The sequence below is a fragment of the Methylobacterium iners genome, assembly GCF_022179305.1.
GTDB lineage: Bacteria > Pseudomonadota > Alphaproteobacteria > Rhizobiales > Beijerinckiaceae > Methylobacterium > Methylobacterium iners.
Genome location: NZ_BPQP01000049.1, coordinates 103989 through 129789, shown reverse-complemented (window position 1 = coordinate 129789; position 25801 = coordinate 103989). Strand labels below are relative to the sequence as shown.

Below are 25801 nucleotides of genomic sequence, written 5' to 3'. Positions count from 1 at the left end.
GATGCGTGCCCCGGCCTTCTGGGAGGGCAGTCCGGACCATCCCGCCGCGCGGCTGCTGGCGCCGCTCGGCCGGTTCTACGGCCGCCACACCGCGGCCCGGATGGACCGCCCCGGCGAGGCCGCGCCCTGCCCCGTCCTCTGCGTCGGCAACTTCACCCTGGGGGGGGCCGGCAAGACCCCGACGGCGCTCGCGCTGGCCGCGCTCCTGCGCCGGCTCGATGCCGCGCCGGCCTTCCTGACCCGCGGCTATGGCGGCCGCCTCGCCGGCCCGGTCGCGATCGATCCGACTAGGCACTCCGCGGCCGAAACCGGAGACGAGCCCCTGCTCCTCGCGCGGGCCGGACCCACGATCGTCGCCCGCGACCGTCCCGCCGGCGCGCGGCTCTGCGCGGCGCGGGGAGCGGCCGTCATCGTGATGGATGACGGCCTGCAGAACCCGAGCCTCGCCAAGGATCTCTCGCTCGCCGTGGTGGATGCGGCGGTGGGAATCGGCAACGGCCTGCCCTTCCCCGCAGGGCCCTTGCGCGTGCCGCTGCCGCGGCAATGGCGCCACGTCCACGGGCTCGTGTTGATCGGCGGGGGCGAGCCGGGGGAGCGCCTGGCCCGCGGGGCCACGGAACGCGGTCTCGCCGTCCACAGGGCGCGATTGGCGCCGGTCGGGGCCGCGTTCCGGGACCGCGCCGTGTTCGCCTTCGCCGGGATTGGCCGACCCGAGAAGTTCTTCGCGAGCCTGCGGGAGGCCGGCGCCCGCATCGCCGGCACGCGCGCCTTCCCCGACCACCACCCCTACCGGCCGCGGGATCTCGATGCTCTCGCGGAGGCCGCCCAGCGTGCCGGCGCCGTCCTCGTCACCACCGAGAAGGACCATGTGCGCCTGCCGCCAGGCTTTCCCGCTGAGACGTTCTCCGTCACCCTCCGCTTCGAGGACGAGGCCGCCCTCCTCGCCCGCCTGGAGGCGATGATGGCCTCGCGCTAACGGTGGCCGAACGCGCCCTGCTTGAGCCGCGTCATCGCGGCCTCCGGGCTCGCGTAGGCCTCCTGGCGCTCGACGCTCCAGTAGCGCAGGGCATCGAGCAGGATCGGCTCGCCCGTCACCGCGCAGCGCACGAAGGTGCCGGGCTTGACGATGCGCATGGTGCCGTCGCCGTACTCGACGACCGCCTCGCCGGAGCCTCCGCGTTCGTACCGACCCAGCATGTCCCTCAAGCCTCCCGGCCCGCGATCAATCCTTTCGCGTCATAGGAGCGTCGTCCCGGCTTGTCGATGATCCCGCCTCGACAGGCGGGCTCGCGCGGTGCGATGGTCCGCCCATGCGTGCCACCCGTCCGGATTCGAAGGCCCCATGACGGACCTCTCCGTCCTGCTCGCGGCGGCGCGCGGCGCGCGCGCGCGGGCGCACGCCCCCTATTCCGGCTTTCGCGTCGGCGCTGCCATCCTCGACGAGGCCGGGGTGGTCCATGCCGGCTGCAACGTCGAGAACGCCGCCTATCCGGTCGGGACCTGCGCGGAGGCCGGCGCCATCGCCGCCATGGTCGCCGCGGGCGGGCGGGAGATCCGTGCCATCCTGATCCTGGGCGACGGCCCGGAGCCGGTGACGCCCTGCGGCGCCTGCCGCCAGCGCATCCGCGAATTCGCGTCCCCCGGCACGGTGATCCACGTCGCGGATCTGGACGGCCTGCGCGCCCGCTTCAGCCTCGATGCGCTGCTTCCCCATTCCTTCGGCCCGGGGCATCTCGGTGCCGCCGGCTGAAGCCGCTTCCGTCGAGGCCGCCGCGGACTTCCTGCGCGCGCGCGGCTTCGCGGGTCCCCACGCCTGCGCCATCGTCACGGGAACGGGGCTCGGGCACCTCGCGGCCCGGCTCGAAGCGCCGATCGCCCTGCCCTACGTCGAGATCCCGGGCTTCCCGCGTCCCGGGGTCAGCGGCCATGGCGGAACCCTTCATGCCGGGCTTTTCGGCGGCCGGCGGGTCCTCCTCTACGAGGGCCGCGCCCATGCCTACGAGGCCGGCGACGCCGCCATCATGCGGGTGCCGATCGGCGTCGCCCGGGCGCTCGGTGCCGGCGCGCTCCTCCTCACCAACGCCTCGGGTTCGCTGATGCCCGGTGTCGGTCCCGGCAGCCTCGTGGCGCTCACCGACCACATCAACCTCTCGGGCCTGAACCCGCTCTTCGGCGAAGCGAGCGACGCCCGCTTCGTGCCGATGGTCGATGCCTACGATCCGGCACTCCGCGCCGGGCTCCGGGTCGCGGCCGCCCGGTGCGGCCTCGACCTCCTCGAGGGAATCTACGCCTGGTTCTCGGGTCCGAGCTTCGAGACGCCGGCCGAGGTGCGCATGGCCGGACGCCTCGGGGCCGACCTCGTCGGGATGTCGACGGTCCCTGAGACCATCCTCGCCCGCTTCTTCGGGCTCCGGGTCGCGGCGGTCTCGGTCGTCACGAACATGGCCGCCGGACTGCGCGGCGGCGATCCGCACCATGCCGAGACCAAGGCCGCGGCCGCTGCCGCCGCTTCCGACCTCGCCCGCCTCGTCGAGGCCTTCGTCGCCCATCTCGGGAGTCCGCCATGATCGCCGCCGCGGACAGCCTCGACGCCGGGCTCGTGGCCCGGCGCGCGATCCTCCTCCTCGATCTCACCGACCTCGGCGATGCCTGCACGCCCGGCGCGGTCGACGCGCTGATCCGCGAGGGGCGCACGCACGGCGTCGCGGCTCTCTGCGTCTGGCCGCAATTCGTGCGGCGGACGGTCCAGGGCCTTGCTGGCTCGGCCGTCCGCATCGCCACGGTCATCAACTTCCCCGCGGGCGGCACCGACATCGAGCGGGCGGTGGAGGATACGGTGGAGGCGCTGGGCGATGGCGCCCACGAGATCGACCTCGTGCTGCCCTACCGGGCCTTCCTCGACGGCGATGCCGACACGGCGCGCGGCATGGTCGAGGCGGTGCGCGGGGTCTGCCGCAATGGGCGCCTGCTCAAGGTCATCCTGGAGACCGGGACGCTGGCGAGCGAGGACAGGATCGCCGCCGCGAGCCGGCTTGCCATCCGGGCGGGTGCCGACTTCATCAAGACCTCGACGGGCAAGAGCTCGGTCTCGGCGACGCCGGAAGCAGCCGAGACCATGCTCCGCGCGATCCGGGACGAAGCCGGTGACCGCGAGGTCGGGCTCAAGATCTCCGGGGGCCTGCGGACGGTCGCGGATGCCGCGAGCTATCTCGCCCTCGCCGACCGGATCATGGGGCCGGACTGGGCGCGCCCGGCCACCCTGCGGCTCGGGGCGAGCAGCCTGCTCTCCGCGCTGACGGCTGCCCGATGAGGCTGCCGCAGGAGATCATCCGCGCCAAGCGCGACGGACGCACCCTCGACCCCGCCGAGATCGCCGCCTTCGTCGAAGGCCTGACCGAGGGGCGCGTCACCGAGGGACAGGCCGCCGCCTTCGCCATGGCGGTGTTCTTCCGCGGGATGAGCCTCGACGAGCGCGTCGCGCTGACCCGCGCCATGACGGGCTCCGGCCAGCTGCTGCGCTGGGACCTGCCGGGGCCTGCCCTTGACAAGCACTCGACTGGCGGCGTGGGCGACACGGTGAGCCTCGCGTTGGCGCCGATGGTGGCGGCCTGTGGCGGCTTCGTGCCGATGATCTCTGGGAGAGGCCTCGGCCATACCGGGGGGACGCTCGACAAGCTCGCGAGCATTCCCGGCTACGACGTGGCGCCGGACCTCGACCGCTTCCGCCGCGTCACCCGCGAGGTCGGCTGCGCCATCATCGGACAGACCGCGGACCTCGCCCCCGCCGACCGGCGCCTCTACGCGATTCGCGACGTGACCGGCACGGTGGAATCCCTCGACCTGATCACCGCCTCGATCCTCTCGAAGAAGCTCGCGGCCGGGCTCAACGGGCTCGTGATGGACGTCAAGAGCGGTTCGGGCGCCTTCATGGCCGATCGCGAGTCCGCGCGGGCGCTCGCGCAGAGCATCGTCTCCGTCGCCGGCGGCGCGGGCCTGCCTGCCGTGGCGCTCATCACCGACATGGACGCGCCGCTGGCCTCGGCCGCGGGCAACGCGGTCGAGGTCGCCTATGCGGTCGACTACCTGATGGGCCGCGGCCGCGAGCCCGCCTTCCACACGGTCACCCTCGCGCTCGCCGCCGAGATGCTGGTGCTGGGGAGCCTCGCTGTCGACGTCAGCGAGGCGACGGCTCAGCTTGAGACGGCGCTCGACTCCGGCCGCGCGGCCGAGATCTTCGGTCGGATGGTGGCGGCGCTCGGCGGTCCGGTCGATCTCCTGGCTGATCCGGGTCGGTACCTGCCCGCCGCTCCGATCGTGCGGCCGGTCGCGCCCGGGAGCGCGGGCATCATCCAGAGCGTGGCGACCCGCGTTCTGGGATTGGCGGTGATCGGCCTCGGCGGCGGACGCACTCGCCCGCAGGACGGGATCGACCCGGCCGTCGGGGTCACGCAGCTCGCCCGACCGGGCGACGCCGTCGGGCCGGATCGTCCGCTCGGGATCGTTCATGCGCGGGACGAGGCGGCGGCAGAGCAGGCGGCGACGGCCCTGCGCGCGGCGTATCGGGTCGGGGAGGCCGCAGTGGAACCCTCCCCGCCGATCCTCGAACACATCTCGTCCTGACGCGCCCCCTGCCCCCAGCAGCGGGGCGATCGCAGATGAGATTGCCCGCCCTATGCCAGGCTCCTTGTACCCCGCTTGTCATTCCGGGCTCGCCTGCGGCGCCCCGGAATGACAAGCGGGGGGTTAATGGCCGCTGCCGGCCGAAGAGCGAGCTCATTCGCGATCGCCCTGCCCTTGCCGGAAGGGTCCGGGGTGAGAGTGGCTGGGCGACCCACACTTGCGGCAAGCGGAACCACCCTCACCTCCAACTCCTCCCCACAATGGGGAGGAGAGCGGCGCCGGCGATCGAGGGCGAGAACGCGATCCGCCTCGCTCTCACCAGCCGTGGTGATGGTGACCGCGGTGGTGGTGCCCATGCCGCCGGCCATAGCCGTGGCCATGGTCCCAGTGGCGATGGCGGTGATGCCAGCCGTGGTGGCGATGGTGACGGTGATGGCCCCAGCCGTGGCCGCCGCCGACCCCGACGTAGCCGTCGTGGTGGCCGTAGGGGCCGGCCTGTGCGGCGCCGCCCGCGCCCATGATGACGCCACCGGCGAGAAGCGCCGCACCGAGCAGGCGGCGCGTGGTGGCTTTGAAGCTCTGGATCGACATGACGATCTCCTGACCTCCGATCGGCCGAGGTGATCTCGGCCTGGATGTGCAGGATGGAGCTCGGCGGTTGAACGGGCTCTGAGATCCTCGTTCAGCTCGCGTTGTGCCGCGGCTCAGGGCCTACGATAGACCCAGACCCGGGCCGGCGGCAGGTTCAGCCAGACCTTGTTGGAGCGGCTCGCGGTGTAGCTGCCGGTGTCGCAGCGCGCCGGGATCGGCGGCACCATCGCGTAGGTGAACTGGATGAAGGGCGCGCTCGCATGCATCAGGTCATGCGCGGTGGTGAGCAGGTCGAGGCGCTGCTCCAGGGGCTTGGTGAAGAGCGGAAGGCTCGAGATCGTGGCCGCCGCCTTGCCAGGCAGGATCGCGCCAACAGCCTCGCGGATGCTGTAGGCGTCGCCCTGAACGATCGTCGCGCGAGGGAAGCGCCGCTGCAGAAGCTCGCAGAAATCCGGGTTGTATTCGACGAGGACGAGCCGCTCCTGCTCGATGCCCCGGCGGATCAGCGCGTCGGTCACCGGGCCGGTGCCGGGCCCGAGTTCCACCACCGGCCCCTCGACCCGCGGGTCGACGTAGGAGGCCATGGTCCGGGCCAGCATCTTGCCGGAGGGGGTGACGGCCCCGGTGACCAGCGGACGCTCGAACCAGGAGCGCAGGAACCGCGCCTCGTCTTCCAGCGGATCGCGACGGTGCCGGAGGCTCCCGGACAAGGCGACGGATTTGGCGCTGGAACGGCGTAGCGACGGCAAGACCGGGCGTCCTCGGATCACGGATGACGAGACAGGCTAGACGACGAAAGGCTTCCCGCCGTCAAGCTTAGGTCCCGGCTTAGCAAGGACGAGACCGGGCATCGACGGCCGTCCACAACCATAACCGTGACCGGGAGGATTTGATCCGGCCTCGGCGGTCAGCTTCTCGCGCCGCCGCTCAGGCCCCCGAGGATGTCCTTGACCTTCGAGAAGAAGCCCGCGCTCTCGGGATGGTTCTCGTCGGAGGCCGATTGGTCGAATTCCTGCAGGAGCTCGCGCTGGCGCTTCGTGAGGTTCTGCGGCGTCTCGACGAAGACCTGGATGTAGAGGTCGCCGACCTCCCGCGCCCGCAGGACCGGCATGCCCTTGCCCTTGATGCGGAACTGCTTGGCGGTTTGGGTGCCGGCCGGGATGCGGACCTGCGTCTGCGAGCCGTCGATCACCGGCACCGTGATCTCCCCCGAGAGCGCCGCCGTCACCATCGAGATCGGCACGCGGCAGAACAGGTCGGCGCCGTCGCGCTGGAAGAAGGTGTGCGGCTTGATCGAGAGGAAGACGTAGAGGTCGCCCGACGGGCCGCCTCGCAGGCCGCTCTCGCCCTCCCCGGCCAGCCGGATGCGCAACCCGTCGTCCACGCCCGCCGGCACGTTGATCGAGAGCGTGCGCTCGCGGGTCACGCGGCCGGCGCCGCTGCAGGCGGTGCAGGGATCGTCGACGATCTCGCCGCGGCCGTGGCAGGTCGGGCAGGTCCGCTCGATCGCGAAGAAGCCCTGCGCGGCCCGCACCCGGCCGTAGCCGCCGCAAGTCTGGCAGGCCCGCGGCTTCGAGCCGGGCTTGGCACCCGTGCCGGTGCAGGCGTCGCAGGCGATGGAGGTCGGGATCTTGATGGTCTCGGCCTTGCCAGTGAAGGCCTCCTCGAGCGTGATCTCGAGGTTGTAGCGGAGATCCGCACCGCGCTCGCGGCCCGGCTGCCCGCCGCGGCCCCGCCCAGTGCCCTGGGCCGCGCGGCCGTCGCCGAAGAAATTGTCGAAGATGTCCGACATGAAGTCGCCGAACTCGTTGCCGAATCCGGGGCCGCCCTGCCCGCCTTGGGCGAAGGCGGCGTGGCCGAAGCGATCGTAGGCCGCGCGCTTCTGTCCATCGGACAGGCACTGATAGGCCTCGTTGATCTCCTTGAACTTGATCTCGGCTTCCTTGTCGCCGGGATTGCGGTCCGGGTGATAGACCATGGCGAGCTTGCGGAAGGCGCTTTTCAGCTCGCCGTCCGTCGCAGTCTTGGAGACGCTGAGGATCTCGTAATAGTCCCGCTTCGACATCCTGCCCCCGGTCGGAAATCCGCGTCGTCACAGAAAAACCCTCCCCCCTTCACGGGGGAGGGCGGCCCGCATCAGCGGGTCGGGAGGGGGAGCACGGCCTTCTCAGGATCGGGCGGTGTTCCCCTCTCCCGCCTGCTCCGCAGGCACCCTCCCCCACTCAGATCGAGCCTGCCCGATCCGAGCACGAAGATCGCGGACCCCGAGTGAGCCCCAGGTCCGTGGGGGAAGGGCTTGGGTTCACGCCCGCTTCTTCTGGTCCTTCTCGTCGACCTCCTGGAAGTCGGCGTCGATGACGTCGTCCTTCTTGTCCGCGCCAGCCTCGGCCGAGGCGCCCGGCGCGCCCTCGGCCTGGCTCGCGGCGTACATCGCCTCGCCGAGCTTCATCGAGGCCTGCATCAGGTCCGTGGTCCGGGCCTTGATGGTCTCGACGTCGTCGCCCTCGAGCGCCGTCCTGAGGGCCGTCATCGCCGTCTCGATGCCGCCCTTGTCGTCGGCCGAGACCTTGTCGCCGTACTCCTTCACCGACTTCTCGGTGGCGTGGATCAGGCTCTCGCCCTGGTTCTTCACCTCGACGAGCTCGCGGCGCTTCTTGTCGGCCTCGGCATTGGCCTCGGCGTCCTTGACCATCTTCTCGATGTCGGCGTCCGAGAGACCGCCGCTCGCCTGGATGCGGATCTGGTGCTCCTTGTTCGTCGCCTTGTCCTTGGCCGTCACGTTGACGATGCCGTTGGCGTCGATGTCGAAGGTCACCTCGATCTGCGGCAGGCCGCGAGGCGCGGGCGGGATGCCCATGAGGTCGAACTGGCCGAGCAGCTTGTTGTCGGCCGCCATCTCGCGCTCGCCCTGGAAGACCCGGATCGTGACGGCGTTCTGGTTGTCCTCCGCCGTCGAGAAAGTCTGGGACTTCTTCGTCGGGATCGTGGTGTTGCGGTCGATGAGCCGGGTGAACACGCCGCCCAGCGTCTCGATGCCCAGCGACAGCGGGGTCACGTCGAGGAGCAGCACGTCCTTGACGTCGCCCTGGAGCACGCCGGCCTGGACCGCGGCGCCGATCGCGACGACCTCATCCGGGTTGACGCCCTTGTGGGGCTCCTTGCCGAAGAAGGCCTTCACCACCTCCTGCACCTTGGGCATGCGGATCATGCCGCCGACGAGCACGACCTCGTCGATCTCGGAGGCCGAGACGCCGGCATCCTTCAGCGCCTTGCGGCACGGCTCCATCGTGCGCTGGACGAGGTCGTCGACCAGGCTCTCGAACTTGGCGCGGCTGAGCTTGAGCGCGAGGTGCTTCGGGCCCGTGGCGTCGGCCGTGATGTAGGGCAGGTTGATCTCGGTCTGCGTCGCCGAGGACAGCTCGATCTTGGCCTTCTCCGCAGCCTCCTTGAGGCGCTGGAGGGCGAGCTTGTCCTTGGTCAGATCGATGCCCTGCTCCTTCTTGAACTCGCCCGTCAGGTACTCGACGATTCGGTTGTCGAAGTCCTCGCCGCCCAGGAAGGTGTCGCCGTTCGTCGACTTCACCTCGAAGACGCCGTCGCCGATCTCGAGGATCGACACGTCGAAGGTGCCGCCGCCGAGGTCGTAGACCGCGATGGTGCCAGCCTTCTTCTTGTCGAGGCCGTAGGCGAGCGCGGCCGCCGTCGGCTCGTTGATGATGCGCAGCACCTCCAGCCCGGCGATCTTGCCGGCATCCTTGGTGGCCTGACGCTGGGCGTCGTTGAAGTAGGCGGGCACCGTGATCACGGCCTGGGTCACGGGCTGGCCGAGATGGGCCTCGGCCGTCTCCTTCATCTTCTGCAGGGTGAAGGCGGAAATCTGCGAGGGCGAGTACTTCTTGCCGTCCGCCTCGACCCAGGCGTCGCCGTTGTCGCCACGGGCGATCTTGTAGGGCACGAGGCCCTTGTCCTTCTGGGTCATCGGGTCGTCGTAGGTGCGCCCGATGAGGCGCTTGATGGCGAAGAAGGTGCGCTCGGGGTTCGTCACCGCCTGGCGCTTGGCCGGTTGGCCGACGAGGCGCTCGCCCTCGTCCGTGAAGGCGACGATGGAGGGCGTGGTGCGCGCGCCTTCCGCATTCTCGATGACCTTGGGCTGCGTGCCTTCCATGACGGCCACGCAGGAATTGGTGGTCCCCAAGTCGATACCGATAACTTTACCCATGGTGGGATCCCTCTATGTCTTCTGGTCAAGCAGACCGCCGAGCCCCGAAGCAGCTCAGCCCATGGCGACGGAACAGTGAAATCGTGAGAACGGGGCGAGCCCGGATCAGGGGCCGGCGACGGCCAAATCCGGGATTTAATCCGTGCTGGGGCGCATATAAGAAGGTCGTTGGAGTGCCGCAAGACGAGCGGCCAAGACGAGTCCCACCTGTCCGCCGATCCGGCTTATCCCCTTCCCAGGACTGGACGTTCGCGGTCGCCGCGCCCGCCATTGTTGCGGACGTGCCACGCCGGCCCCATCGACGCCATGTTAGGGATGTTGCAGTCTTGGGCCCCCGATGCCCCAGGCTCGAAAGTCCCGATGCGTCTCTTCCGCGTTCTTCTCCTCTCGACGGCCGCCGTCACGGGCTCGGTTACGCATGCGACCGACGCCGCGGCGCAATCCTTCTTCGAGGAATTGTTCGGGCTGAAGCCCTCGAAGCCGCCGGTGCCGCCCCGCCCCATTCCCGGCGCGCCCCCACCTCCGGGCTCGCCCGGGCCCACGGCACCCGGAGAACCGGGCCAGCCCGGCGACCCCGCGGCGGAAGCCCCGAGACCGGCGCCGCTCAGGCCCGTCGTCCTCAAGGCGCCGGCCGAGGACAACGTGATAGGCCACGAGCTGATGCTCAACGGCCTGACCGGGAGCCTGAAGATGGAGCGGGCCGGTGGTGGCACGAGCCTGCGGATCACCTTGCCCGGCACGAAGGTCTCGCAGCCAACGGAGACCTGCAAGGTGCCGCTGAACGGCGGCGCGCCCATCACCCTGGCCTCCGCCGGCCGGCCCGACGGCGTGGCCCGGCTCGAGGCCGCGGCCGCGGAATGTCCGCTGCGCTTCGAAGTGCTGGAGGGCAGCGTGCTCGTGACGCCGCTGGGCGGCAGCCCGGTCTGCACCTTCTCCGCCCAGGATTGCTCCACGACGCCGTTCGGCCTCTGGGGACCGGCGGCATCCAGCCTGATCCCGCGCTCGGCCGAGTTCGACAGCGCCCGGGGCAACGCCGACAAGGCGGTGCGCGAGAACTACAAGGTCATGACCCAGCGGGCCCGCGCGCAGGATGTCCGGCCGATCGTCACCGAGCAGGCTGCGTTCTCCTCCGAGCGCGAGCAGGTCTGCCGGACCTACGCCCGGGAAGGCGCCCACGGCTTCTGCCATGTCCGCTTCAGCGAGGCCCGGGCCCTGGCACTCGCCGCCCGCCTCGGTGTGAGTTCTGCCGCCCCGAGCGCCGCCGCCGCGCCGCCACGGCCCCGGCGCAAGCCGCAGGTGGAGGGCACGAACCCGGACGCGCCGCCGGAGTGACTGGGCTTCTTCCGACCGAACGGCATGGTCGTCTCACCCGTGTCCTTTCCCAGACGGGTGGAGCGAAGCGGAACCCGATCCGGGATCCAGCGAAAAAGCCGCGAAGCATCCGAACGATGGCGCTGTCGTTTTGAGCCGCTGGCGCGGCACGTTTGTGGCTGGGTGCCGGGTCACCTTCCGCTGACGCTCCAGGCGTCCGGGGAAGGGCGGATCGATCGGCTCAGCCGGGAGCGAATAGGAAAAATTTCACGTGAAACATTCTCGGTTCCGAGCGCTCAGGCCCGGCCCGCACTCGCCGACAGCATCGCAGGATCGATGCCGTTGCTGCGCAGCGTCCGCTCGTACTTCGCCTCGAGCGCGGGATGGAAGATCAGCTCGGGATCGGCCGGGCAGGTGAGCCAGCCATTGGCGAGGATCTCGCTCTCGAGCTGCCCCGCCTGCCAGCCGGCATAGCCCAGCGCCAGGACGGCGCTGGCGGGGCCGTCGCCGTTGGCGATGGCCCGCAGGATCTCGACGGTCGCGGTCAGGCAGATGCCGTCGTCGATGATCAGTGTGGATTGGTCGATGTGGAAATCGTCTGTGTGGAGCACAAAGCCGCGCTTGGCGTCGACCGGTCCGCCCATCAGCACCGGCATGTGGCCGACGCGCTCGCGCAGGCGGATGGCGTCGGCCTCCGTCGCGATGTCGAGCTGGACGAGCAGGTCCGGCATGTTGAGGTCGCTGGCCGGCTTGTTCAGGATGATGCCCATCGCGCCGTCGGCGGAATGGGCGCAAAGATAGATCACGGAGCGGGCAAAGCGCTCGTCGCCCATCCCCGGCATGGCGACCAGGAACTGACCGTCGAGATAGGCAGGCGCATCGGAATCCGACATGCGCGTCATGCTACGCGCGACGCCCGCATTGTCCACCACCAAAGCGCATCGACATGGCAGTCCTGTCACGTTAGAGGGGCGGCGCTTCGAGGCCCCCTGCCCCGTCGACGAGGAGACAAACATGACGATCCAGGTCGGCGACCACCTGCCCCAGGTGACCTTTCGCGTGAACGGACCGGAGGGGCCGGAAGCCAAGACGACGGACGACCTGTTCAAGGGCCGGCGCGTGGTCCTCGTCGGCGTTCCCGGCGCCTTCACCCCGAGCTGCCACCGCAACCACCTGCCCGGCTTCGTCGCCCACAAGGACGAGATCCTCTCGCGCGGCGTCGACGCCATCGCGGTGACGTCGGTGAACGACGTGTTCGTGCTCAATGCCTGGAAGAAGGAGAGCAGCGCCGAGGGCATTGAATTCCTCGCCGACGGCAACGCCGAGTTCGCCAAGGCGACCGGCCTCGACATGGACGGCACCGGCTTCGGCCTGGGTCCGCGCTCCAAGCGCTATTCCATGCTCGTCGACGACGGCGTGGTGCGCGTGCTGCACCTCGAGGAGGTGCCGGTGAAGACGGAGATCTCGGGGGCGGAAGCGCTGCTCAAGGTGATCTGAGCCGCCCCTGCCTTTCGTCCTGCTCCACCTTCGTCATTCCGGGGCTGCGGAGCCGAGCCCGGAACCCATCATCGCTGACGCGGCAGGCAAGGCGCCGTCGGCGGCTCTGGGTTCCGGGCTCGCCTGCGGCGCCTCGGGATGACAAGCGTGGGGAAGAACGCAGGCCTGGGTCGAAGGAGTGTGGGAACTACCCCTCCCACCCGTAATCCCGCGCGTGCCCAGCGCTGCGGTGGAACGTCAGCCGCCGGTCGTATTCGAGCGGGTCCTTCGGTTGGACCAGGGCGCCGGGGGGCACGTTGAGCCAGTCCACCAGCCGGGTCAGCATGAAGCGCAGCGCCGCGCCGCGGGCCAGGATCGGCAGGGCCGCGACCTCGGCGGGCTCCAAGGGCCTCACCGCCTCGTAGCCCGCAATCAGCGCCGCGCCCATGTCCCGGTGATAGGTGCCGTCCGGATCGAAGCACCAGGCGTTCAGGCAGATCGCGATGTCGTAGGCGAAGGCGTCCGTGCAGGCGAAGTAGAAGTCGATCAGCCCCGACAGCGCTTCGCCGATGAAGAATACGTTGTCGGTGAAGAGGTCGGCGTGGATGACGCCGCCCGGCAGCCCGCTGGGCCAGCCGGCCTCCAGCACGGCGAGGTCGGCCCGAATCCGCTCGGCGAGACCCGGCGCGACGCCGTCGGCCTGGGCCTCGGCCGACCGGAACAGCGGCCTCCAAGCCTGGACCGAGAGATTGTTCTCGCGGACCATCCCGAAATCGCAGCCCGCCGCGTGAAGGCCGGCGAGCGCCCGGCCGAGCGCCCGGCAATGGTCGGCGTTGGGCTGCTTGACCGAGACGCCTTCGAGGAAGCTGACGATCACCGCGGGTCGGCCGCAGAGCTGGCCGAGGGCCTGGCCCCCGCGGTTGCGGATCGGCTGCGGACAGGCAAGACCGCGGTCGGCCAGATGCTCCATCAGGTTGAGAAAGAAAGGCAGGTCGTCGGCCCGCACCCGCTTCTCGTAGAGGGTAAGGATGTAGAAGCCGGCGGTGGTGTGCAGGAAGAAGTTGGTGTTCTCGACGCCCTCGGCGATGCCCTTGTAGGAAAGCAGGGTGCCGATCTCGTAGGCCTGGAGGAAGGCGGTCAGGGCCGCGTCGGAAACCTCAGTATAGACGGCCACGGGAGTCGCTTCAGGTCAGTGTCGAGACACGCGAAGGGGCGCCGCTGGGCGCCCCCGCTTGAAGGCCGGCAATGGCCGGGAACAAGCTACTCGGCGGCTTCGCTGCGGAGTTCCCGCGGCAGAGGGAAGGACATGTCCTCGACCACCGTCGAGACGGTGTCGACGGTCACGTCGTAGCGGGCGGCGAAGGCGTCGATGATCTCCTCCACCAATACCTCCGGGGCGGAGGCGCCGGCGGTCAGCCCGAGCTTGCGCACGTTGCCGAAGGCCTCCCAATCGATCTCCTCGGCGCGAAGCACGAGGCGGGTGATCGGCACGCCGACCCGCTCGGCCACTTCGCGCAGGCGCTGCGAGTTCGAGGAATTCGAGGAGCCGACCACGATCAGCGCGTCGACCAGCGGCGCCACCTGCTTCACCGCCTCTTGGCGGTTGGTGGTGGCGTAGCAGATGTCGTCCTTGTGCGGCCCCGTGATGGTCGGGAACTTCTTCTTGAGCGCCTCGACGATGTGGTGGGTGTCGTCGACCGACAGCGTCGTCTGCGTCACCCAGGCGAGGTTGTTCGGGTTCTCCGGCGTCAGGGCCTCGATCTGATCGATGTCCTCGACGAGCGTGATCGAACCCTTGGGGAGCTGCCCCATGGTGCCGACGACCTCGGGATGGCCGGAATGGCCGACCAGGAGGACGTGGCGGCCGCGCTTGTGGTGAATCTCCGCCTCGCGGTGGACCTTGGTCACCAGCGGGCAGGTCGCGTCGATGGTGACGAGGCCACGACTGTCAGCATTGGCCGGCACGGTCTTGGCGACGCCGTGGGCGGAGAAGATCACCGGGGCGTTCCCGTCCGGCACCTCGTCGAGCTCGCGGACGAACACGGCGCCTTTGCGCTTCAGGCTCTCGACCACGTACTTGTTGTGGACGATCTCGTGGCGGACGTAGACCGGCGGCCCGTAGATCGCGAGCGCCCGTTCGACCACGTCGATCGCCCGCACCACGCCGGCGCAGAACCCGCGCGGCGCACAGAGCAGGATCTCCAGCGGAGGTTTCTTGCCCTCGGCGGGCAGGGTCGTCGCGTTCAATTCACTCATGATAGCTGGGATGTGGCGAGGCAGGGCCGCCCCTGTCAACCGCTTATAGCGCGAAACCGTCCGGCAGGCACGAGGTCGCCTTGATGCCGGCGCGTCCTCTGCTCGCCCACCAGGCGACCGGACGTCAGCGCCCGCGGCAATCGACGTCGCCGATTCGCGGAGCGGTCCGGCCCTCGAAGCGGACCGACGGGTCGCCGGTGGCCGTGCAGCTGCCGCGGGCTTCGGTCCCGGTGCGGAACCGGATGACCGGCTGGCCCTCGATGCGGATGCTCGGCACCACCTCGTAGAGCTCGGCCGGACAATTCGCGACGTCGGACATGCGCAGGGCCGGTCGGCCGCCGATCATGACGCTCGCGGCACCCGAAAGGGCGCAATCGGGGAGGCGGGCGCCCTCCTGGGCGGTCGCTCCCGACGCGAGGACGGCGGCGGCGACGGCTCGGACCAACGGAATTCGCACGGTTGCCGCCTCCCTCCCCTTAGCTGTGCCGTCCGGCCGTCATCGAACGTGATGCACCGTGCCGGCTGAACCGGCCCGCGCCTTCGTCCGTTGCACTCCAGTCCGACAGACCCGGAGCCCTCAGAGATGACCGAGAAGAACATGGCGCAGGCCAGGCATATCGTCGACGCGCTGGTTCGCTCGCGCCGAAGCGGCATCGCGGCGACGGCTGCCCTGGGCGGCCTCGCGTTGCTCGCCGGCCTCGCCTACCGTTCCCTGCGCGGGGGCGAGCCGGCCAGGGCAGGCGCCGGCCCGGCGACGCCGTTCGACCATATCGATGTCGGGGAGGACGAGGCGCGGACGATGCTGCGCGCCATGATCGCCGCGACGCTCGCGGACGGGATCGTCGATGCCGACGAGCGTAAACGCCTCGACGACGCGGTCGCCGCGGCCGGCGTCGAGAGCGACGGCCGGGCCTGGCTTGAGAAGGAACTCGCCGAGCCCTTCGACGTCGATGACATCGCCCAGCAGGTCAACGACCCTGACACGGCGGCCCGGATCTATGCGGCCGCGCGCCTCGCCATCGACCCGGACACGCTTCAGGAGCGTGAGTTCCTGCGAATGCTCGCCGATGCCCTCGACGTGCCGGGAGAGGCCGCCGACAGGCTCGAAGCCGAGCTGACCGCCTAGGAACGGTCCGCGAGACGGCTCGCACCGAAGGAGAGCAGGCCCGCGAGCACGCCCAGGATCACGAAGGTCTTGACGCTGGCATAGAACAGGGCCGGCTCGATACCCGTATCGATGGCCAAGATGAGGCCGATCGCGGCAAGCGGCAGCAGAAGCAGGACGAAGAGGGGCACCAGCGGGTTCATCTCGGCACTCACGTCGGTCGGATCCGGGCGGGGCCGGATCGGGATACGGATGGGCTCATAGCACTGCGCAATCGTCCTGGGGACATCCCAGCGGAAGAATTTCGCGGGATGCGACGAAGGCGGCTCAGGCGGGAATGCGCACGGTAGCGCGCAGGCCGCCGAGCGGGCTGTCGTGCAGGTTGACGTCGCCGCCATGCGCCCGTGCGATGTCGCGGGCAATCGAGAGGCCGAGCCCCGATCCGCCTGCGTCCTGGCGCGCATCGTCGAGGCGGACGAAGGGCTTGAAGACTTCCTCGCGCTGCTCGGCCGGAATGCCTGGGCCATCGTCGTCGATCGAGACGAAGAAAGCCCGGGCCTCGCGCTTGCCGACGATGGCGACGGTCTCGCCGTAGCGGGCGGCGTTGGCGGCCAGGTTGAACAGGCAGCGCCGCATCGCATCGGGCTTGAGGGTGACGAGCGCGTCGCCCTCGATCTCCACGGCGTCGACATGCGCACCGAGGCGCTCTGCGTCGCTGCGCAGGTCTTCGAGGAGGGCCCGCATGTCGGTCGGCACCGCCGCCTCGCCCGAATCGCCGCGGGCGAAGGCGAGATAGGCTTCCAGCATCCGGCTCATCTCGTCGACGTCGCGCCGCAGATCCTCCACCTCGGCGGTCTGCTCGACGAGCGCCAGCGAGAGCTTGAAGCGGGTGATGATGGTGCGCAGATCGTGGCTGACGCCGTTGAGCATCGTCGTGCGCTGCTCCATCGCCCGCTCGATGCGCCGCTTCATCTCGATGAAGGCGTGGCCCGCCTGGCGGACCTCGCGGGCGCCGCGCGGGCGGAACTCGATCTCGCGGCCCTTGCCGAAGCTCTCGGCCACCGCCGCGAGCCGCAGGATCGGCTTGATCTGGTTGCGCAGGAACAGGATCGCGACGCCGAGCAGCACGAGGGAGGAGCCGCTCATCCAGAGCAGGAAGATGTGCGAATTCGAGGCGTAGGCCTGGCTGCGCCGGGCGAGCACCCGCAGCACCCCGTCGGGGATCGCGACCCGGATCTCGATCAGGCTGGAGCGGCCCACCGTGTCGATCCAGTAGGGCCGCCGGATCTGGCGCCGGATCTCGTCCGACAGGGCCTCGTCGAGGATCGAGAAGAACGGCCGCGGGCCGGGCTCGGGGAGCTTCGCCCCCTTCAGGATGTCGAGGTCGAGGCTGAGGCGCTCGCCGGCGATCCGGGTCAGCGTCTCGGCGTCCTTCCCCTGAGGATAGCTCTCGTAGATGTCGATGAGCGCCGCTACGTCCGCCGTCACCGCCGCCGAGAGGCGCCGCGTCACGAGCTGCCAGTGCCGCTCCATGAAGGTGTAGGCGATCACCGATTGCAGCAGCACGACGGGCGCGATGATGATGATCAGCGAGCGGGCGTAGAGGCCCTTCGGCAGAGCGTCGCCGATGGCGCGCGCGATGCGGCGCCAGAGCTCGCGGGGGCGGGGCCGCGCCGCCCAGGCGAGGCTCGCGCCGCGGCGCAGGCTCGACAGGGTGAGACCGCCCGCCGGCATGATCCCGCCCTAATCGATGGCGAGGCGGTAGCCGACGCCCCGCACGGTCTGGAGGAACAGGGGATTGGCGGGGTCGACCTCGGTCTTGCGCCGCAGGCGGTTGATCTGGACGTCGATGCTGCGCTCGGCCGCAAGCCCGCCGCTGCCCGTGAGGGTCTCGCGCTCGACATTGCCGCCGCCGGCCATGGCCAGGATCGTCAGGATCTCGCGCTCGCGCTCGGTGATCCGGATCGTCTCCTCGTCGCGGCGGAGCTCGCCCCGGTCGATCCGGTAAGAGAACGGCCCGAAGGTGACGGTGTCGCCGGTGCGCTCCCGCAGGAGAGTGCCGTCGGCGCTGCGCTTGATGATGTTGTTGAGCCTCAGGATCAGCTCCCGCGGCTCGAAGGGCTTGGGCAGGTAATCGTCCGCGCCGATCTCGAGGCCCATCACCCGGTCGTTCGGGTTCGAGCGCGCCGTCAGCATCAGGATCGGCACTCGCGAGGTCTCGCGGACCTGCCGGGCATAATCGAAGCCGCTCATGCCCGGCATCATGACGTCGAGGACCAGCGCGTCGAAGACGATGCATTGCGACTTCGCCTGCGCCTCGGCGGCATTGGCGGCGGCCGTAACCCGAAAACCCTGCTCGAACAGGAAGCGGGAGAGCAGTTCGCGCACGCGCCGGTCGTCGTCGACGACGAGGATGTGGGGCGCGTTGTCGGGCAGATCGGCCCGGACGCTCTGGCCTGCCGCGGCCATCAGGCGAGGTCCCGCCCGCGCCGCGCCATCAGGCGGCGCACCGCGGCGCGCTCGTCCGGCTCGATCATCGCCAGGAGGAAGTCCTGGGCCGAAGCACGCGCCCCACCGGACTCGTCACCGATGGGATCGGAGAGCGCCCGGGCGAGGCGGCGGACCTGCACCCGGGTGAGGTCGCCGGCGAGCGCCGCGCCTGCTTCGGTGCAGAACAGCAGCCGCTGGCGGCGGTCGCTCTCGCCGGTCTTCTGGGCGATGTAGCCCTGCTCGATCAGGTCCTTCAGCACGCGGTTGAGGCTCTGCTTGGTGATGCGCAGGATGTCGAGGAGCTCGGCGATCGTGAGGCCCGGATAACGGTCGACGAAGTGCAGCACCCGGTGATGCGCCCGGCCGAAGCCGTACTGCGCGAGGATGCGGTCCGGGTCGCCCACGAAGTCGCGGTAGGCGAAGAACAGGAGCTCGATCAGGTCGTCGTTGACCGTGGCCGCCTCCCTCGCCGGGGCGGCCGCGCCGGATTCGGCCTGCCTCGTCGCCTGATGGGTCACCTTTGGAGCGGCCTTCAATTTATGTCAGTCTTATTGACACATCTCAGGCCCGTCGCTACCCGTCAAGCCTCCCGGCCTCCTCCGACCCGGATCGCGCGTCCTCGCGCGGAGGGGTCTGCGCAACTTTTGAGAAGCCCGTCATGTCCGTGATCCCGTTCGACCAGCGCGAGGGCACCATCTGGTTCGACGGCGTCCTCGTGCCGTGGCGGGATGCGAAGATCCACGTCCTCAGCCATGGCCTTCATTACGGCTCGGCGGTGTTCGAGGGCGAGCGGGCCTATGGCGGGCGCATCTTCAAGAGCGTCGAGCACTCGACCCGCCTGCGGAAGTCGGCCGAACTTCTGGACTTCACGATCCCCTACAGCGTCGCCGAGATCGAGGCCGCCAAGGCCCTCGTGCTGAAGACGAGCGGCTTGCAGGACGCCTATCTGCGCCCCGTCGCCTGGCGCGGCTCCGAGATGATGGGCGTCGCCGCCCAGGGCAACACCATCCACCTCGCCGTCGCCGCCTGGGAATGGCCGAGCTACTTCGATCCCGAGACGAAGATGAAGGGCATCCGCCTCGACATCGCCGATTACCGCCGGCCGGACCCGCGCACCGCGCCCTCGACCTCGAAGGCGGCCGGCCTCTACATGATCTGCACGATCTCTAAGCACCGGGCCGAGAACAAGGGCTACGCCGACGCCCTCATGCTCGACTGGGAGGACAACGTCGCCGAATGCACCGGCGCCAACGTGTTCTTCATTCGTGACGGCGCCATCCACACGCCGCTGGCGGACCGCTTCCTCGACGGCCTGACCCGCCAGACGGTGATCGAGCTGGCGCGCCGGCGCGGCTTCTCGGTGACGGAGCGCCGCATCCGCCCCGAGGAGATGAGCGGCTTCGACGAGTGCTTCATCACGGGCTCGGCCGCCGAGGTGACGCCCGTCGCCGAGATCGGTCCCTACCGCTTCACACCCGCCGCGACGACCAAGACTCTGATGGAGGATTACCTCACGGAGGTGCAGCCGAATTCCGAGGCCGCCTGAAGGTGCAGGCCGGAACCAGGTCACCTCGGTCTGCGTTCATGGATAGAACATTTCATGAACAAGGATGAGACGAATGACCGGGAAGAAGCACTCCGCTGATACCACAAACCCGAAGATTGAGGGCGGTGATGCCTCCAACCGCATCAAGGATCCGAGCGAGTGGACCACGGGTGGCGAGCCCATGACCGGAGCGCAGGCTTCCTACCTCAAGACCTTGTCCGAGGAGACCGGCGAGCCGAAGGCGTTCGAGCCGGATCTCGACAAGGCCGAGGCCTCGAAGCGGATCGACGCGCTGCGCAAGGAGGCCGGGCGGGGCTGACGCGATCATGTCATTGTTTGGTCGGCGCCGAGGATCCGGCATGGCAATTCGAGGGTCGGCTTAAACGATCGGCAAGAACCCCGTCCTATCCTTTGATATGTGTTGGGGTCGGAAGGATCGCGGAGTGATGACGACGTCGGCGCTGACTGGGTTCCTGTCCTCGATCGCACGGCGCGCGCCACTCCCGCGTCGTTTCGCTCGCGATGACTCGGGTGCGACGGCGATCGAATATGCGCTGATCGCAGGTCTGATCTTCCTCGCCGCCGTCGGTGGTATCAACCTGTACGCGTCGAGTGTGCAGGGTGTGTACAATAAGATCGGCACGGCAGTCGCCGGGCAGTAGACTGGCATTCTATCGGCATCAACATCACGGGCGGCCCAATGGAGCCTGCTGGTGGCCGCTGTGGGACTCGAACCCACACGGGCATAGCCCGAGGCATTTTAAGTGCCTTCCGTCTACCGGTTTCGGCAAGCGGCCTCTCAGGTCTTGCTCCCTCTTAAATCAAGCCAGCAGCGCGCGACAGGTCTTCCGAGCGCTCGTGGGCGCGCAGCGTACTCGTTGCCGTCCTGGAACACTCGCCCATCGTCGGCTTTGGCTTCCGTCACGACAGACTAGGAGCGATGTGAGATGGCGCAGACCGAGCACGACGACGCAACGACGTGGAAGGAGTTCGGCAAGGTCGTCAACATGACGCCCGCGGTGCTCCGAAAGCATCTGGACAGCGAGGCGAGCCGCTCCGTCGGCCAAAAGAAGGACGGTGAGACCGAGTCGACGGGTCACCAGGAGGGCCGGCGCATCCTGGCCATCAATGACAAGTCGAAGGCGGACCTGACGGCGGACGATTATGCTCACATGCGTAAGGTCATCGGCTACGTCCGGCGCCATCTCGCCCAGGGCGGTAAGGCACGCCAGGACCCCGACTCGCCGTGGCGGCTCTCACTCATGAACTGGGGGCATGATCCCCTAAAGGAGTGAGCGCTACGCGCTCAGCGCAGCGGAACGCCCAGCGGCACTATCAGGGCCGGTGCGATCACGTAGTCGTTGCGTCGACGAGCGCGGCCGAACGGTCCCTCGCTGAGACCGTCTCCGTAATAGTCGAAGCCCGTCAGCCCGAACCCACCTCCGTTCATCACCGTCGGAACGGGAACCGCCTGTGCGGGATCGAGGTCCGGACGGCGAAGGCTCGGCAGCGGTCGACCCGAGGTGCGGTCTGTGTCGAGCAGGATCGGCCCCTCGCGTTCAAGCACCACGTCTCGGGGGGCGGCCTCGACCGTTGCGGCGAAGGGAAGCGCGAAGCCGACCAGCATCAGGCAGGCGATGACCTTGCGATCGATCACTGCACGTTCTCCCCCCAGGCGTCCATCACGCCCTCGAATACCAGGTCGGTTATGGCCCATCTCACGCTGTCTGTCGCCGGCCTTTCGCACGCCATCAACCTCGCCGTCGAGGCATTGGACGTGCGACGGCATGAACCAATTGCCGACCGCTCGCGTTCTCGACTCAACCTTTCCCCATCTCAGGAGCGAGACATGACCCGCACCACGACCCTTGCCGCCGCGGCGGCACTGATGCTCGGCCTTTCCGGCGCAGCCTTCGCGCAGCAGGGCACCGGAGCCGACACCAGCTCGACGGGTACCAGCGTCGGACCCAATTCCGCTGGCTCCAAGTCCGGCGTGGTCGGTCGCGGCGACAGCATGGAAGGTCCGGGCAGCACCGGCACGACCGCCGTGCCGACCACGCGCCAGGCTCCCGGCACCCCCGGCACGATGACCAGCGATCCGGCGGCAATGCCGCGCACGGGCAGCCCCGCCACGCGCTGAGCGGCGATCATCGAGAATGCGGGGGCCGGACGAAAGTCCGGCCCTTCTTCGTTTCAAGGGGGCGTCAGCCCCGGGCGCGAACCACCGCCCGCTGCTCCCGGGACACCGGCTCGCAGCCCGTCACGAACGCGTTCAGGGCTGTCGGCCGGGAATCGCAGACGTAGCCGAGTTCCGGCGAGGGCGCCGGCACCGGATCGCGGGCGACGATCGGATTCGGGGCGCAGGCGGTCGCGGCGCCGGCGAGCGCGAGGGCCGCAATCAGCATCAGGCGGCGCATAGGGCCCCTCGGAACAGTACGGCGTTCGAACATGCGGCGACCGTGCGGACGATGCCCATGCCTGGCAAGGGCGAGCGCGCCGCCATTCGCGGTTTACCAGAGCCTGTCGCCCAGCCGCCACACGCGGCGGGTCTCAGCCGACCTTGGCCATCGGCACGACGTTGTGGAGCGTGCGGTCCGACGTCTCGAAGAAGCGACGGATGTTGCGTGCCGCCTGACGGATGCGCTGCTCGTTCTCGACGAGGGCGATGCGGACATAGGCTTCGCCGTGCTCGCCGAAGCCGATGCCCGGGGCCACTGCCACGTCGGCCTTCTCGACGAGGAGCTTCGAGAATTCGAGGCTGCCGAGGCCCTGGTACTTCTCGGGTATCGGCACCCAGGCGAACATCGAGGCGGAGGGAGCGGGAATCTTCCAGCCCGTCTTGTCGAAGGCCTCGATCAGGGCGTCGCGGCGCTTGCGGTAGATGCCGCGCATCTCGCGGATGCAATCCTCGGGTCCGTTGAGCGCCGCGGTCGCCGCCACCTGGATCGGCGTGAAGGCGCCGTAATCGAGGTAGGACTTCACGCGCGTCAGCGCGGCGAGCAGGCGCTCGTTGCCGACCGCGAAGCCCATCCGCCAGCCGGCCATCGAGAAGGTCTTGGACAGCGAGGTGAATTCGACGGTGCAGTCGATCGCGCCGGGCACCTGGAGGACGGAGGGCGGCGGGTCGTGATCGTCGAAATAGACCTCGGCATAGGCGAGGTCGGACAGGATGATGATCTCGTGCCGCTTCGCGAAGGCGACGAGGTCCCGGTAGAAGTCCAGCGAGGCGACGTAGGCCGTCGGGTTCGAGGGGTAGCAGACCACGATCGCGACGGGCTTCGGGATCGAGTGCTGCATCGCCTTCTCGACTGCGGGGAAGAAGGCCGGCGTCGGCTCGGCGGGCACCGAGCGGATCACGCCGCCGGCCATGAGGAAGCCGAAGGCGTGGATCGGGTAGCTGGGGTTGGGCACCAGCACCACGTCGCCGGGCGCCGTGATCGCCTGCGCCATGTTGGCGAAGCCCTCCTTCGAGCCCAGCGTCGCGACGACCTGGGTCTCGGGGTTGAGGGCGACGCCGAAGCGGCGCTGATAATAGGCGGCCTGGGCCCGACGCAGGCCGGCGATGCCCTTCGACGAAGAGTAGCGGTCCGTGCGCGGGCGGCCCGCCGTCTCGATCAGCTTGGCGATCACGTGCTTGGGCGCGTCGAGATCCGGATTGCCCATGCCGAGATCGATGATGTCGGCGCCGCCCGCGCGGGCCTGGGCCTTGATCCGGTTCACCTGCTCGAAGACGTAGGGAGGCAGGCGCTTGATGCGGTGAAAATCGGTCATGGCCTTCAGCGTGTCCAACGGCGCGATTCGACCTGACTCGCGCGAGAAACTGTCATCACGGTGACATGGATGGATTGATCTAGCACTTCGGGGGACGAAGGCCGACCCCGAAATGTCCTATTGCGGCGGCGCTGCGGCCCGGCCGGCGCTCGCGGCAGCGCGGCCCTGGGCTTCGTTGCGGCTGCGCGCGCCCTCGAGTTCGGCCTCGAGGGCCTTGGCGCCCTCGCTCGATTTCGCCCGGATCGGCCGCTGCGGCGCCGAGACGCCGACGGGCAGGAACTCGCCTGACGCCTGGGTGCGCGACTCCGCCACGAAATCCGCGGGCTTCGCCTGGCGCGAGGGCATCCCCGCCCCGACATAGGCATCGCGCAGCGGATTCACGTCGCTGGCGCAGCCCCCCGTCAGGAGGGCACCGGCGAGAACGGCGAAGGAAAAGCGAAGCCGCTTCATGATGATGTCGACCGATAATTGCGGGCCGGTCTGGCGGAATGTCGAGGTGGGGCGTTAATTTGTCGGAAACGAGGCCCGCCCGGCCGCGCGGCACCCGCCGCGCGAAGGGAGCGCGGCACAGAGAGGGAGAGATGGACGCGTGACGACCGAGAGGACCACGCCGTTGCCCGACATCGAGGCCCTGTCGCGCAACGCCAGCCTGCTCGTCGAGGAGTTCGGACGCGCGGCCGCGATCTACATGAAGCCGAAGGGCGAGGGCGACTTGCCACTCCCCGCGCCGGTCAAGCCGCCCGACGAGGTCAACGACGTCGTTCGCACACTCGGCGCGGTGGCGGAGCGCTGGCTGGTCGATCCCCAGAAGACGATCGAGGCGCAGACGAAGCTGAGCGAGGCCTTCATCACCCTTTGGGGCTCGACCTGGCACCGCCTCCAGGGCGAGCCGGCCGCGCCGGTGGTCGAGCCGGAGCCGAAGGACAACCGCTTCAAGCACGAGGAATGGTCGACGAACCCGATCTTCGACTTCCTGAAGCAGAGCTACCTCATCACCGCGCGATGGGCGGAGGAGCTCGTCGAGGGCGCCGAGGGCATCGACGATCACACTCGGCACAAGGCCCAGTTCTACCTGCGCCAGATCACCGGCGCGCTCTCGCCCTCGAACTTCGTCCTGACCAATCCGGAGCTGATCCGGCACACGCTGGAGGAGAACGGCGCCAACCTCGTGCGCGGCATGAAGATGCTCGCCGAGGATATCGAGGCGGGCAAGGGAGAGCTGCGCGTCCGCCAGACCGACCCGACCGGGTTCGAGGTCGGCGTCAACGTGGCGGTGACGCCGGGCGAAGTGGTGTTCCGCAACGACCTGATGGAGCTGATCCAGTACGCGCCGACCACGGAGACCGTCCTGAAGCGGCCGTTCCTCATCGTGCCGCCCTGGATCAACAAGTACTACATCCTCGACCTCAATCCGCAGAAGAGCCTCATCGGCTGGATGGTCAGCCAAGGCCTGACCGTGTTCTGTATCTCCTGGGTCAACCCGGACGAGCGCCACGCGGACAAGGATTTCGAGAGCTACATGCGGGAGGGCATCGAGGCGGCGATCGACGCGATCGGCGTCGCCACGGGCGAGAACGAGGTCGCCGCGGCGGGCTACTGCGTCGGCGGCACGCTGCTCGCCGTGACGCTGGCGATGCAGGCGGCGACCGGCAACAAGCGCATCAAGAGCGCGACCTTCCTGACGACCCAGGTCGACTTCACCCATGCCGGCGACCTGAAGGTCTTCGCCGACGAGGCGCAGATCCAGGCGATCGAGGCACGGATGAAGCGCCGCGGCTATCTCGAAGGATCGGGCATGGCCACCGCCTTCAACATGCTGCGCCCGAACGACCTGATCTGGTCCTACGTCGTCAACAACTACGTGAAGGGCAAGACGCCGATGCCCTTCGACCTGCTCTACTGGAACGCCGACGCGACCCGAATGCCGGCGGCCAACCATTCCTTCTACCTGCGCAACTGCTACCTCGAGAACACGCTCTCGCAGGGGCGGATGATCCTCGGCAACGTCCGCCTCGAACTGAAGAAGGTGAAGGTTCCGATCTTCAATCTCGCCACGCGCGAGGACCACATCGCGCCGGCGCTCTCCGTCTTCGAAGGCTCCTCGAAGTTCGGCGGCAAGGTCGAGTACGTGGTGGCGGGGTCCGGCCATATCGCCGGCGTCGTCAACCCGCCGAGCAAGCCGAAATACGGGTTCTGGACTGGCGGTCCGGCCAAGGGCCACTTCGCGGATTGGATGCAGGCCGCGACCGAGCACAAGGGCTCCTGGTGGCCCTACTGGTTCGCCTGGCTGGAGCATCAGGCCCCGGCCCGCGTTCCCGCCCGCATTCCGGGCGAGGCCGGCCTCTCCTCGCTCGGCCCGGCGCCCGGCACCTACGTCCGCATGAAGGCCTGAGGGTTAGAGCACGAACGAAAAGAG

31 protein-coding genes and 1 tRNA gene are annotated in these 25801 nt (G+C 69.1%); 14 read left to right on the top strand and 18 right to left on the bottom strand.

The window, feature by feature from the left end:
• The first annotated feature begins 1 nt into the window (after position 1).
• Complete coding sequence (lpxK, locus tag MFF55_RS16255) at positions 2–976, top strand: tetraacyldisaccharide 4'-kinase (protein ID WP_238245140.1); 975 nt, start codon at positions 2–4, stop codon at positions 974–976.
• Here the strand turns inward: lpxK and MFF55_RS16250 are convergent.
• The gene (locus tag MFF55_RS16250) at positions 973–1197 is read right to left on the bottom strand and encodes a DUF2093 domain-containing protein (protein WP_238245139.1); all 225 of its coding nucleotides are present in this window, start codon (positions 1195–1197) and stop codon (positions 973–975) included. The two genes, lpxK and MFF55_RS16250, sit on opposite strands and share 4 nt — an antisense overlap.
• A 145-nt stretch (positions 1198–1342) precedes the next feature.
• Here MFF55_RS16250 and MFF55_RS16245 point away from each other — a divergent pair, with 145 nt between their 5' ends.
• From MFF55_RS16245 to deoA, 4 genes are read left to right on the top strand one after another with little or no spacing between them, the layout of a single operon-like run.
• The gene (locus MFF55_RS16245; RefSeq protein ID WP_238245138.1) at positions 1343–1750 is read left to right on the top strand and encodes a cytidine deaminase; all 408 of its coding nucleotides are present in this window, start codon (positions 1343–1345) and stop codon (positions 1748–1750) included.
• Entirely contained in the window at positions 1698–2567 is an 870-nt protein-coding gene (locus MFF55_RS16240) for a purine-nucleoside phosphorylase (RefSeq protein ID WP_373874814.1), read from the top strand. The genes MFF55_RS16245 and MFF55_RS16240 overlap by 53 nt, the downstream gene beginning before the upstream one ends.
• On the top strand, positions 2564–3310 hold the full coding sequence (gene deoC, locus MFF55_RS16235) for a deoxyribose-phosphate aldolase (protein ID WP_238245136.1): 747 nt from the start codon (positions 2564–2566) through the stop codon (positions 3308–3310). Before MFF55_RS16240 ends, deoC begins: the two co-directional genes overlap by 4 nt.
• Positions 3307–4620, top strand: coding sequence for a thymidine phosphorylase (gene deoA / locus MFF55_RS16230; RefSeq protein WP_238245135.1), 1314 nt, complete (start codon positions 3307–3309; stop codon positions 4618–4620). Before deoC ends, deoA begins: the two co-directional genes overlap by 4 nt.
• A 315-nt stretch (positions 4621–4935) precedes the next feature.
• Here deoA and MFF55_RS16225 read toward each other — a convergent pair whose 3' ends face one another.
• From MFF55_RS16225 to dnaK, 4 genes are all read right to left on the bottom strand, one after another.
• Complete coding sequence (locus MFF55_RS16225) at positions 4936–5211, bottom strand: hypothetical protein (RefSeq protein ID WP_238245134.1); 276 nt, start codon at positions 5209–5211, stop codon at positions 4936–4938.
• Between the two features lie 113 nt (positions 5212–5324).
• Positions 5325–5960, bottom strand: coding sequence for a class I SAM-dependent methyltransferase (locus MFF55_RS16220; protein WP_238245133.1), 636 nt, complete (start codon positions 5958–5960; stop codon positions 5325–5327).
• 158 nt (positions 5961–6118) lie between these two features.
• Entirely contained in the window at positions 6119–7276 is a 1158-nt protein-coding gene (gene dnaJ, locus MFF55_RS16215) for a molecular chaperone DnaJ (protein WP_238245132.1), read from the bottom strand.
• A gap of 237 nt (positions 7277–7513) precedes the next feature.
• Entirely contained in the window at positions 7514–9430 is a 1917-nt protein-coding gene (gene dnaK, locus MFF55_RS16210) for a molecular chaperone DnaK (protein ID WP_238245131.1), read from the bottom strand.
• 360 nt (positions 9431–9790) lie between these two features.
• Between dnaK and MFF55_RS16205 the strand changes: the two genes are divergently transcribed.
• On the top strand, positions 9791–10762 hold the full coding sequence (locus MFF55_RS16205) for a hypothetical protein (RefSeq protein WP_238245130.1): 972 nt from the start codon (positions 9791–9793) through the stop codon (positions 10760–10762).
• A gap of 275 nt (positions 10763–11037) precedes the next feature.
• Here the strand turns inward: MFF55_RS16205 and MFF55_RS16200 are convergent, their stop codons facing one another.
• The gene (locus MFF55_RS16200; protein ID WP_373874813.1) at positions 11038–11643 is read right to left on the bottom strand and encodes a YqgE/AlgH family protein; all 606 of its coding nucleotides are present in this window, start codon (positions 11641–11643) and stop codon (positions 11038–11040) included.
• A 112-nt stretch (positions 11644–11755) separates the two neighbouring features.
• On the opposite strand from MFF55_RS16200, the gene MFF55_RS16195 reads away from it, so the two are divergent.
• Entirely contained in the window at positions 11756–12238 is a 483-nt protein-coding gene (locus MFF55_RS16195; RefSeq protein WP_238245128.1) for a peroxiredoxin, read from the top strand.
• Positions 12239–12425: 187 nt separating this feature from the next.
• Here the strand turns inward: MFF55_RS16195 and MFF55_RS16190 are convergent, their stop codons facing one another.
• The 3 genes from MFF55_RS16190 to MFF55_RS16180 form a co-directional block, all read right to left on the bottom strand.
• Complete coding sequence (locus MFF55_RS16190; RefSeq protein ID WP_238245127.1) at positions 12426–13391, bottom strand: homoserine kinase; 966 nt, start codon at positions 13389–13391, stop codon at positions 12426–12428.
• A gap of 86 nt (positions 13392–13477) precedes the next feature.
• Positions 13478–14473: a 4-hydroxy-3-methylbut-2-enyl diphosphate reductase gene (gene ispH, locus MFF55_RS16185; protein WP_238245126.1), complete on the bottom strand. Its 996-nt coding sequence runs from the start codon at positions 14471–14473 to the stop codon at positions 13478–13480.
• A 124-nt stretch (positions 14474–14597) separates the two neighbouring features.
• A complete protein-coding gene (locus MFF55_RS16180) occupies positions 14598–14930 on the bottom strand; it encodes a PAAR domain-containing protein (protein WP_238245125.1) in 333 nt (110 codons plus the stop codon).
• A gap of 126 nt (positions 14931–15056) precedes the next feature.
• On the opposite strand from MFF55_RS16180, the gene MFF55_RS16175 reads away from it, so the two are divergent.
• The gene (locus MFF55_RS16175; protein ID WP_306421448.1) at positions 15057–15599 is read left to right on the top strand and encodes a tellurite resistance TerB family protein; all 543 of its coding nucleotides are present in this window, start codon (positions 15057–15059) and stop codon (positions 15597–15599) included.
• Here the strand turns inward: MFF55_RS16175 and MFF55_RS16170 are convergent.
• The 4 genes from MFF55_RS16170 to MFF55_RS16155 form a co-directional block, all read right to left on the bottom strand.
• Positions 15596–15781 (bottom strand): hypothetical protein, encoded by a 186-nt coding sequence (locus tag MFF55_RS16170; protein WP_238245173.1) that lies wholly within the window; start codon positions 15779–15781, stop codon positions 15596–15598. The two genes, MFF55_RS16175 and MFF55_RS16170, sit on opposite strands and share 4 nt — an antisense overlap.
• Positions 15782–15905: 124 nt before the next feature.
• Complete coding sequence (locus MFF55_RS16165) at positions 15906–17312, bottom strand: ATP-binding protein (RefSeq protein ID WP_238245124.1); 1407 nt, start codon at positions 17310–17312, stop codon at positions 15906–15908.
• A 9-nt stretch (positions 17313–17321) separates the two neighbouring features.
• Entirely contained in the window at positions 17322–18047 is a 726-nt protein-coding gene (locus MFF55_RS16160; RefSeq protein ID WP_238245123.1) for a response regulator, read from the bottom strand.
• Complete coding sequence (locus MFF55_RS16155; RefSeq protein WP_373874812.1) at positions 18047–18586, bottom strand: MarR family winged helix-turn-helix transcriptional regulator; 540 nt, start codon at positions 18584–18586, stop codon at positions 18047–18049. Before MFF55_RS16155 ends, MFF55_RS16160 begins: the two co-directional genes overlap by 1 nt.
• A 140-nt stretch (positions 18587–18726) precedes the next feature.
• On the opposite strand from MFF55_RS16155, the gene MFF55_RS16150 reads away from it, so the two are divergent.
• The 3 genes from MFF55_RS16150 (at position 18727) to MFF55_RS16140 (ending at position 20276) form a co-directional block, all read left to right on the top strand.
• Positions 18727–19614 (top strand): branched-chain amino acid aminotransferase, encoded by an 888-nt coding sequence (locus tag MFF55_RS16150; RefSeq protein WP_238245122.1) that lies wholly within the window; start codon positions 18727–18729, stop codon positions 19612–19614.
• A 73-nt stretch (positions 19615–19687) separates the two neighbouring features.
• Positions 19688–19933, top strand: a complete 246-nt coding sequence (locus tag MFF55_RS16145) for a DUF3072 domain-containing protein (protein ID WP_238245121.1) — start codon at positions 19688–19690, stop codon at positions 19931–19933.
• Positions 19934–20060: 127 nt separating this feature from the next.
• On the top strand, positions 20061–20276 hold the full coding sequence (locus MFF55_RS16140; protein ID WP_238245120.1) for a Flp family type IVb pilin: 216 nt from the start codon (positions 20061–20063) through the stop codon (positions 20274–20276).
• A gap of 49 nt (positions 20277–20325) precedes the next feature.
• On the opposite strand, the gene MFF55_RS16135 is transcribed toward MFF55_RS16140, so the two are convergent.
• Positions 20326–20411 (bottom strand) — tRNA-Leu (locus MFF55_RS16135).
• A gap of 150 nt (positions 20412–20561) precedes the next feature.
• Between MFF55_RS16135 and MFF55_RS16130 the strand changes: the two genes are divergently transcribed.
• Positions 20562–20909, top strand: coding sequence for a DUF3140 domain-containing protein (locus MFF55_RS16130; protein WP_238245119.1), 348 nt, complete (start codon positions 20562–20564; stop codon positions 20907–20909).
• Positions 20910–20920: 11 nt separating this feature from the next.
• Here the strand turns inward: MFF55_RS16130 and MFF55_RS16125 are convergent, their stop codons facing one another.
• A complete protein-coding gene (locus tag MFF55_RS16125; RefSeq protein ID WP_238245118.1) occupies positions 20921–21271 on the bottom strand; it encodes a hypothetical protein in 351 nt (116 codons plus the stop codon).
• Between the two features lie 192 nt (positions 21272–21463).
• On the opposite strand from MFF55_RS16125, the gene MFF55_RS16120 reads away from it, so the two are divergent.
• On the top strand, positions 21464–21754 hold the full coding sequence (locus MFF55_RS16120; protein ID WP_238245117.1) for a hypothetical protein: 291 nt from the start codon (positions 21464–21466) through the stop codon (positions 21752–21754).
• Between the two features lie 64 nt (positions 21755–21818).
• Here MFF55_RS16120 and MFF55_RS16115 read toward each other — a convergent pair whose 3' ends face one another.
• The 3 genes from MFF55_RS16115 to MFF55_RS16105 all read right to left on the bottom strand — a co-directional run bounded on the left by MFF55_RS16115 (position 21819) and on the right by MFF55_RS16105 (position 23835).
• Entirely contained in the window at positions 21819–22031 is a 213-nt protein-coding gene (locus MFF55_RS16115; protein ID WP_238245116.1) for a hypothetical protein, read from the bottom strand.
• Between the two features lie 133 nt (positions 22032–22164).
• Complete coding sequence (locus MFF55_RS16110; RefSeq protein WP_238245115.1) at positions 22165–23385, bottom strand: LL-diaminopimelate aminotransferase; 1221 nt, start codon at positions 23383–23385, stop codon at positions 22165–22167.
• Positions 23386–23502: 117 nt separating this feature from the next.
• On the bottom strand, positions 23503–23835 hold the full coding sequence (locus tag MFF55_RS16105) for a hypothetical protein (RefSeq protein ID WP_238245114.1): 333 nt from the start codon (positions 23833–23835) through the stop codon (positions 23503–23505).
• A 139-nt stretch (positions 23836–23974) separates the two neighbouring features.
• On the opposite strand from MFF55_RS16105, the gene MFF55_RS16100 reads away from it, so the two are divergent.
• Complete coding sequence (locus MFF55_RS16100) at positions 23975–25777, top strand: PHA/PHB synthase family protein (RefSeq protein ID WP_238245113.1); 1803 nt, start codon at positions 23975–23977, stop codon at positions 25775–25777.
• Positions 25778–25801: the final 24 nt, after the last annotated feature.

Excerpts from the sequence above, each read along its gene's own strand:
- lpxK (WP_238245140.1), top strand. The coding sequence starts at position 2 with ATGCGTGCCCCGGCCTTCTGGGAGGGCAGTCCGGACCATCCCGCCGCG.
- MFF55_RS16250 (WP_238245139.1), bottom strand. The coding sequence starts at position 1,197 with ATGCTGGGTCGGTACGAACGCGGAGGCTCCGGCGAGGCGGTCGTCGAG.
- MFF55_RS16245 (WP_238245138.1), top strand. The coding sequence starts at position 1,343 with ATGACGGACCTCTCCGTCCTGCTCGCGGCGGCGCGCGGCGCGCGCGCG.
- MFF55_RS16240 (WP_373874814.1), top strand. The coding sequence starts at position 1,698 with ATGCGCTGCTTCCCCATTCCTTCGGCCCGGGGCATCTCGGTGCCGCCG.
- deoC (WP_238245136.1), top strand. The coding sequence starts at position 2,564 with ATGATCGCCGCCGCGGACAGCCTCGACGCCGGGCTCGTGGCCCGGCGC.
- deoA (WP_238245135.1), top strand. The coding sequence starts at position 3,307 with ATGAGGCTGCCGCAGGAGATCATCCGCGCCAAGCGCGACGGACGCACC.
- MFF55_RS16225 (WP_238245134.1), bottom strand. The coding sequence starts at position 5,211 with ATGTCGATCCAGAGCTTCAAAGCCACCACGCGCCGCCTGCTCGGTGCG.
- dnaJ (WP_238245132.1), bottom strand. The coding sequence starts at position 7,276 with ATGTCGAAGCGGGACTATTACGAGATCCTCAGCGTCTCCAAGACTGCG.
- dnaK (WP_238245131.1), bottom strand. The coding sequence starts at position 9,430 with ATGGGTAAAGTTATCGGTATCGACTTGGGGACCACCAATTCCTGCGTG.
- MFF55_RS16205 (WP_238245130.1), top strand. The coding sequence starts at position 9,791 with ATGCGTCTCTTCCGCGTTCTTCTCCTCTCGACGGCCGCCGTCACGGGC.
- MFF55_RS16200 (WP_373874813.1), bottom strand. The coding sequence starts at position 11,643 with ATGACGCGCATGTCGGATTCCGATGCGCCTGCCTATCTCGACGGTCAG.
- MFF55_RS16195 (WP_238245128.1), top strand. The coding sequence starts at position 11,756 with ATGACGATCCAGGTCGGCGACCACCTGCCCCAGGTGACCTTTCGCGTG.
- ispH (WP_238245126.1), bottom strand. The coding sequence starts at position 14,473 with ATGAGTGAATTGAACGCGACGACCCTGCCCGCCGAGGGCAAGAAACCT.
- MFF55_RS16175 (WP_306421448.1), top strand. The coding sequence starts at position 15,057 with ATGACCGAGAAGAACATGGCGCAGGCCAGGCATATCGTCGACGCGCTG.
- MFF55_RS16170 (WP_238245173.1), bottom strand. The coding sequence starts at position 15,781 with ATGAACCCGCTGGTGCCCCTCTTCGTCCTGCTTCTGCTGCCGCTTGCC.
- MFF55_RS16165 (WP_238245124.1), bottom strand. The coding sequence starts at position 17,312 with ATGCCGGCGGGCGGTCTCACCCTGTCGAGCCTGCGCCGCGGCGCGAGC.
- MFF55_RS16160 (WP_238245123.1), bottom strand. The coding sequence starts at position 18,047 with ATGGCCGCGGCAGGCCAGAGCGTCCGGGCCGATCTGCCCGACAACGCG.
- MFF55_RS16150 (WP_238245122.1), top strand. The coding sequence starts at position 18,727 with ATGTCCGTGATCCCGTTCGACCAGCGCGAGGGCACCATCTGGTTCGAC.
- MFF55_RS16145 (WP_238245121.1), top strand. The coding sequence starts at position 19,688 with ATGACCGGGAAGAAGCACTCCGCTGATACCACAAACCCGAAGATTGAG.
- MFF55_RS16140 (WP_238245120.1), top strand. The coding sequence starts at position 20,061 with ATGACGACGTCGGCGCTGACTGGGTTCCTGTCCTCGATCGCACGGCGC.
- MFF55_RS16130 (WP_238245119.1), top strand. The coding sequence starts at position 20,562 with ATGGCGCAGACCGAGCACGACGACGCAACGACGTGGAAGGAGTTCGGC.
- MFF55_RS16120 (WP_238245117.1), top strand. The coding sequence starts at position 21,464 with ATGACCCGCACCACGACCCTTGCCGCCGCGGCGGCACTGATGCTCGGC.
- MFF55_RS16115 (WP_238245116.1), bottom strand. The coding sequence starts at position 22,031 with ATGCGCCGCCTGATGCTGATTGCGGCCCTCGCGCTCGCCGGCGCCGCG.
- MFF55_RS16110 (WP_238245115.1), bottom strand. The coding sequence starts at position 23,385 with ATGACCGATTTTCACCGCATCAAGCGCCTGCCTCCCTACGTCTTCGAG.
- MFF55_RS16105 (WP_238245114.1), bottom strand. The coding sequence starts at position 23,835 with ATGAAGCGGCTTCGCTTTTCCTTCGCCGTTCTCGCCGGTGCCCTCCTG.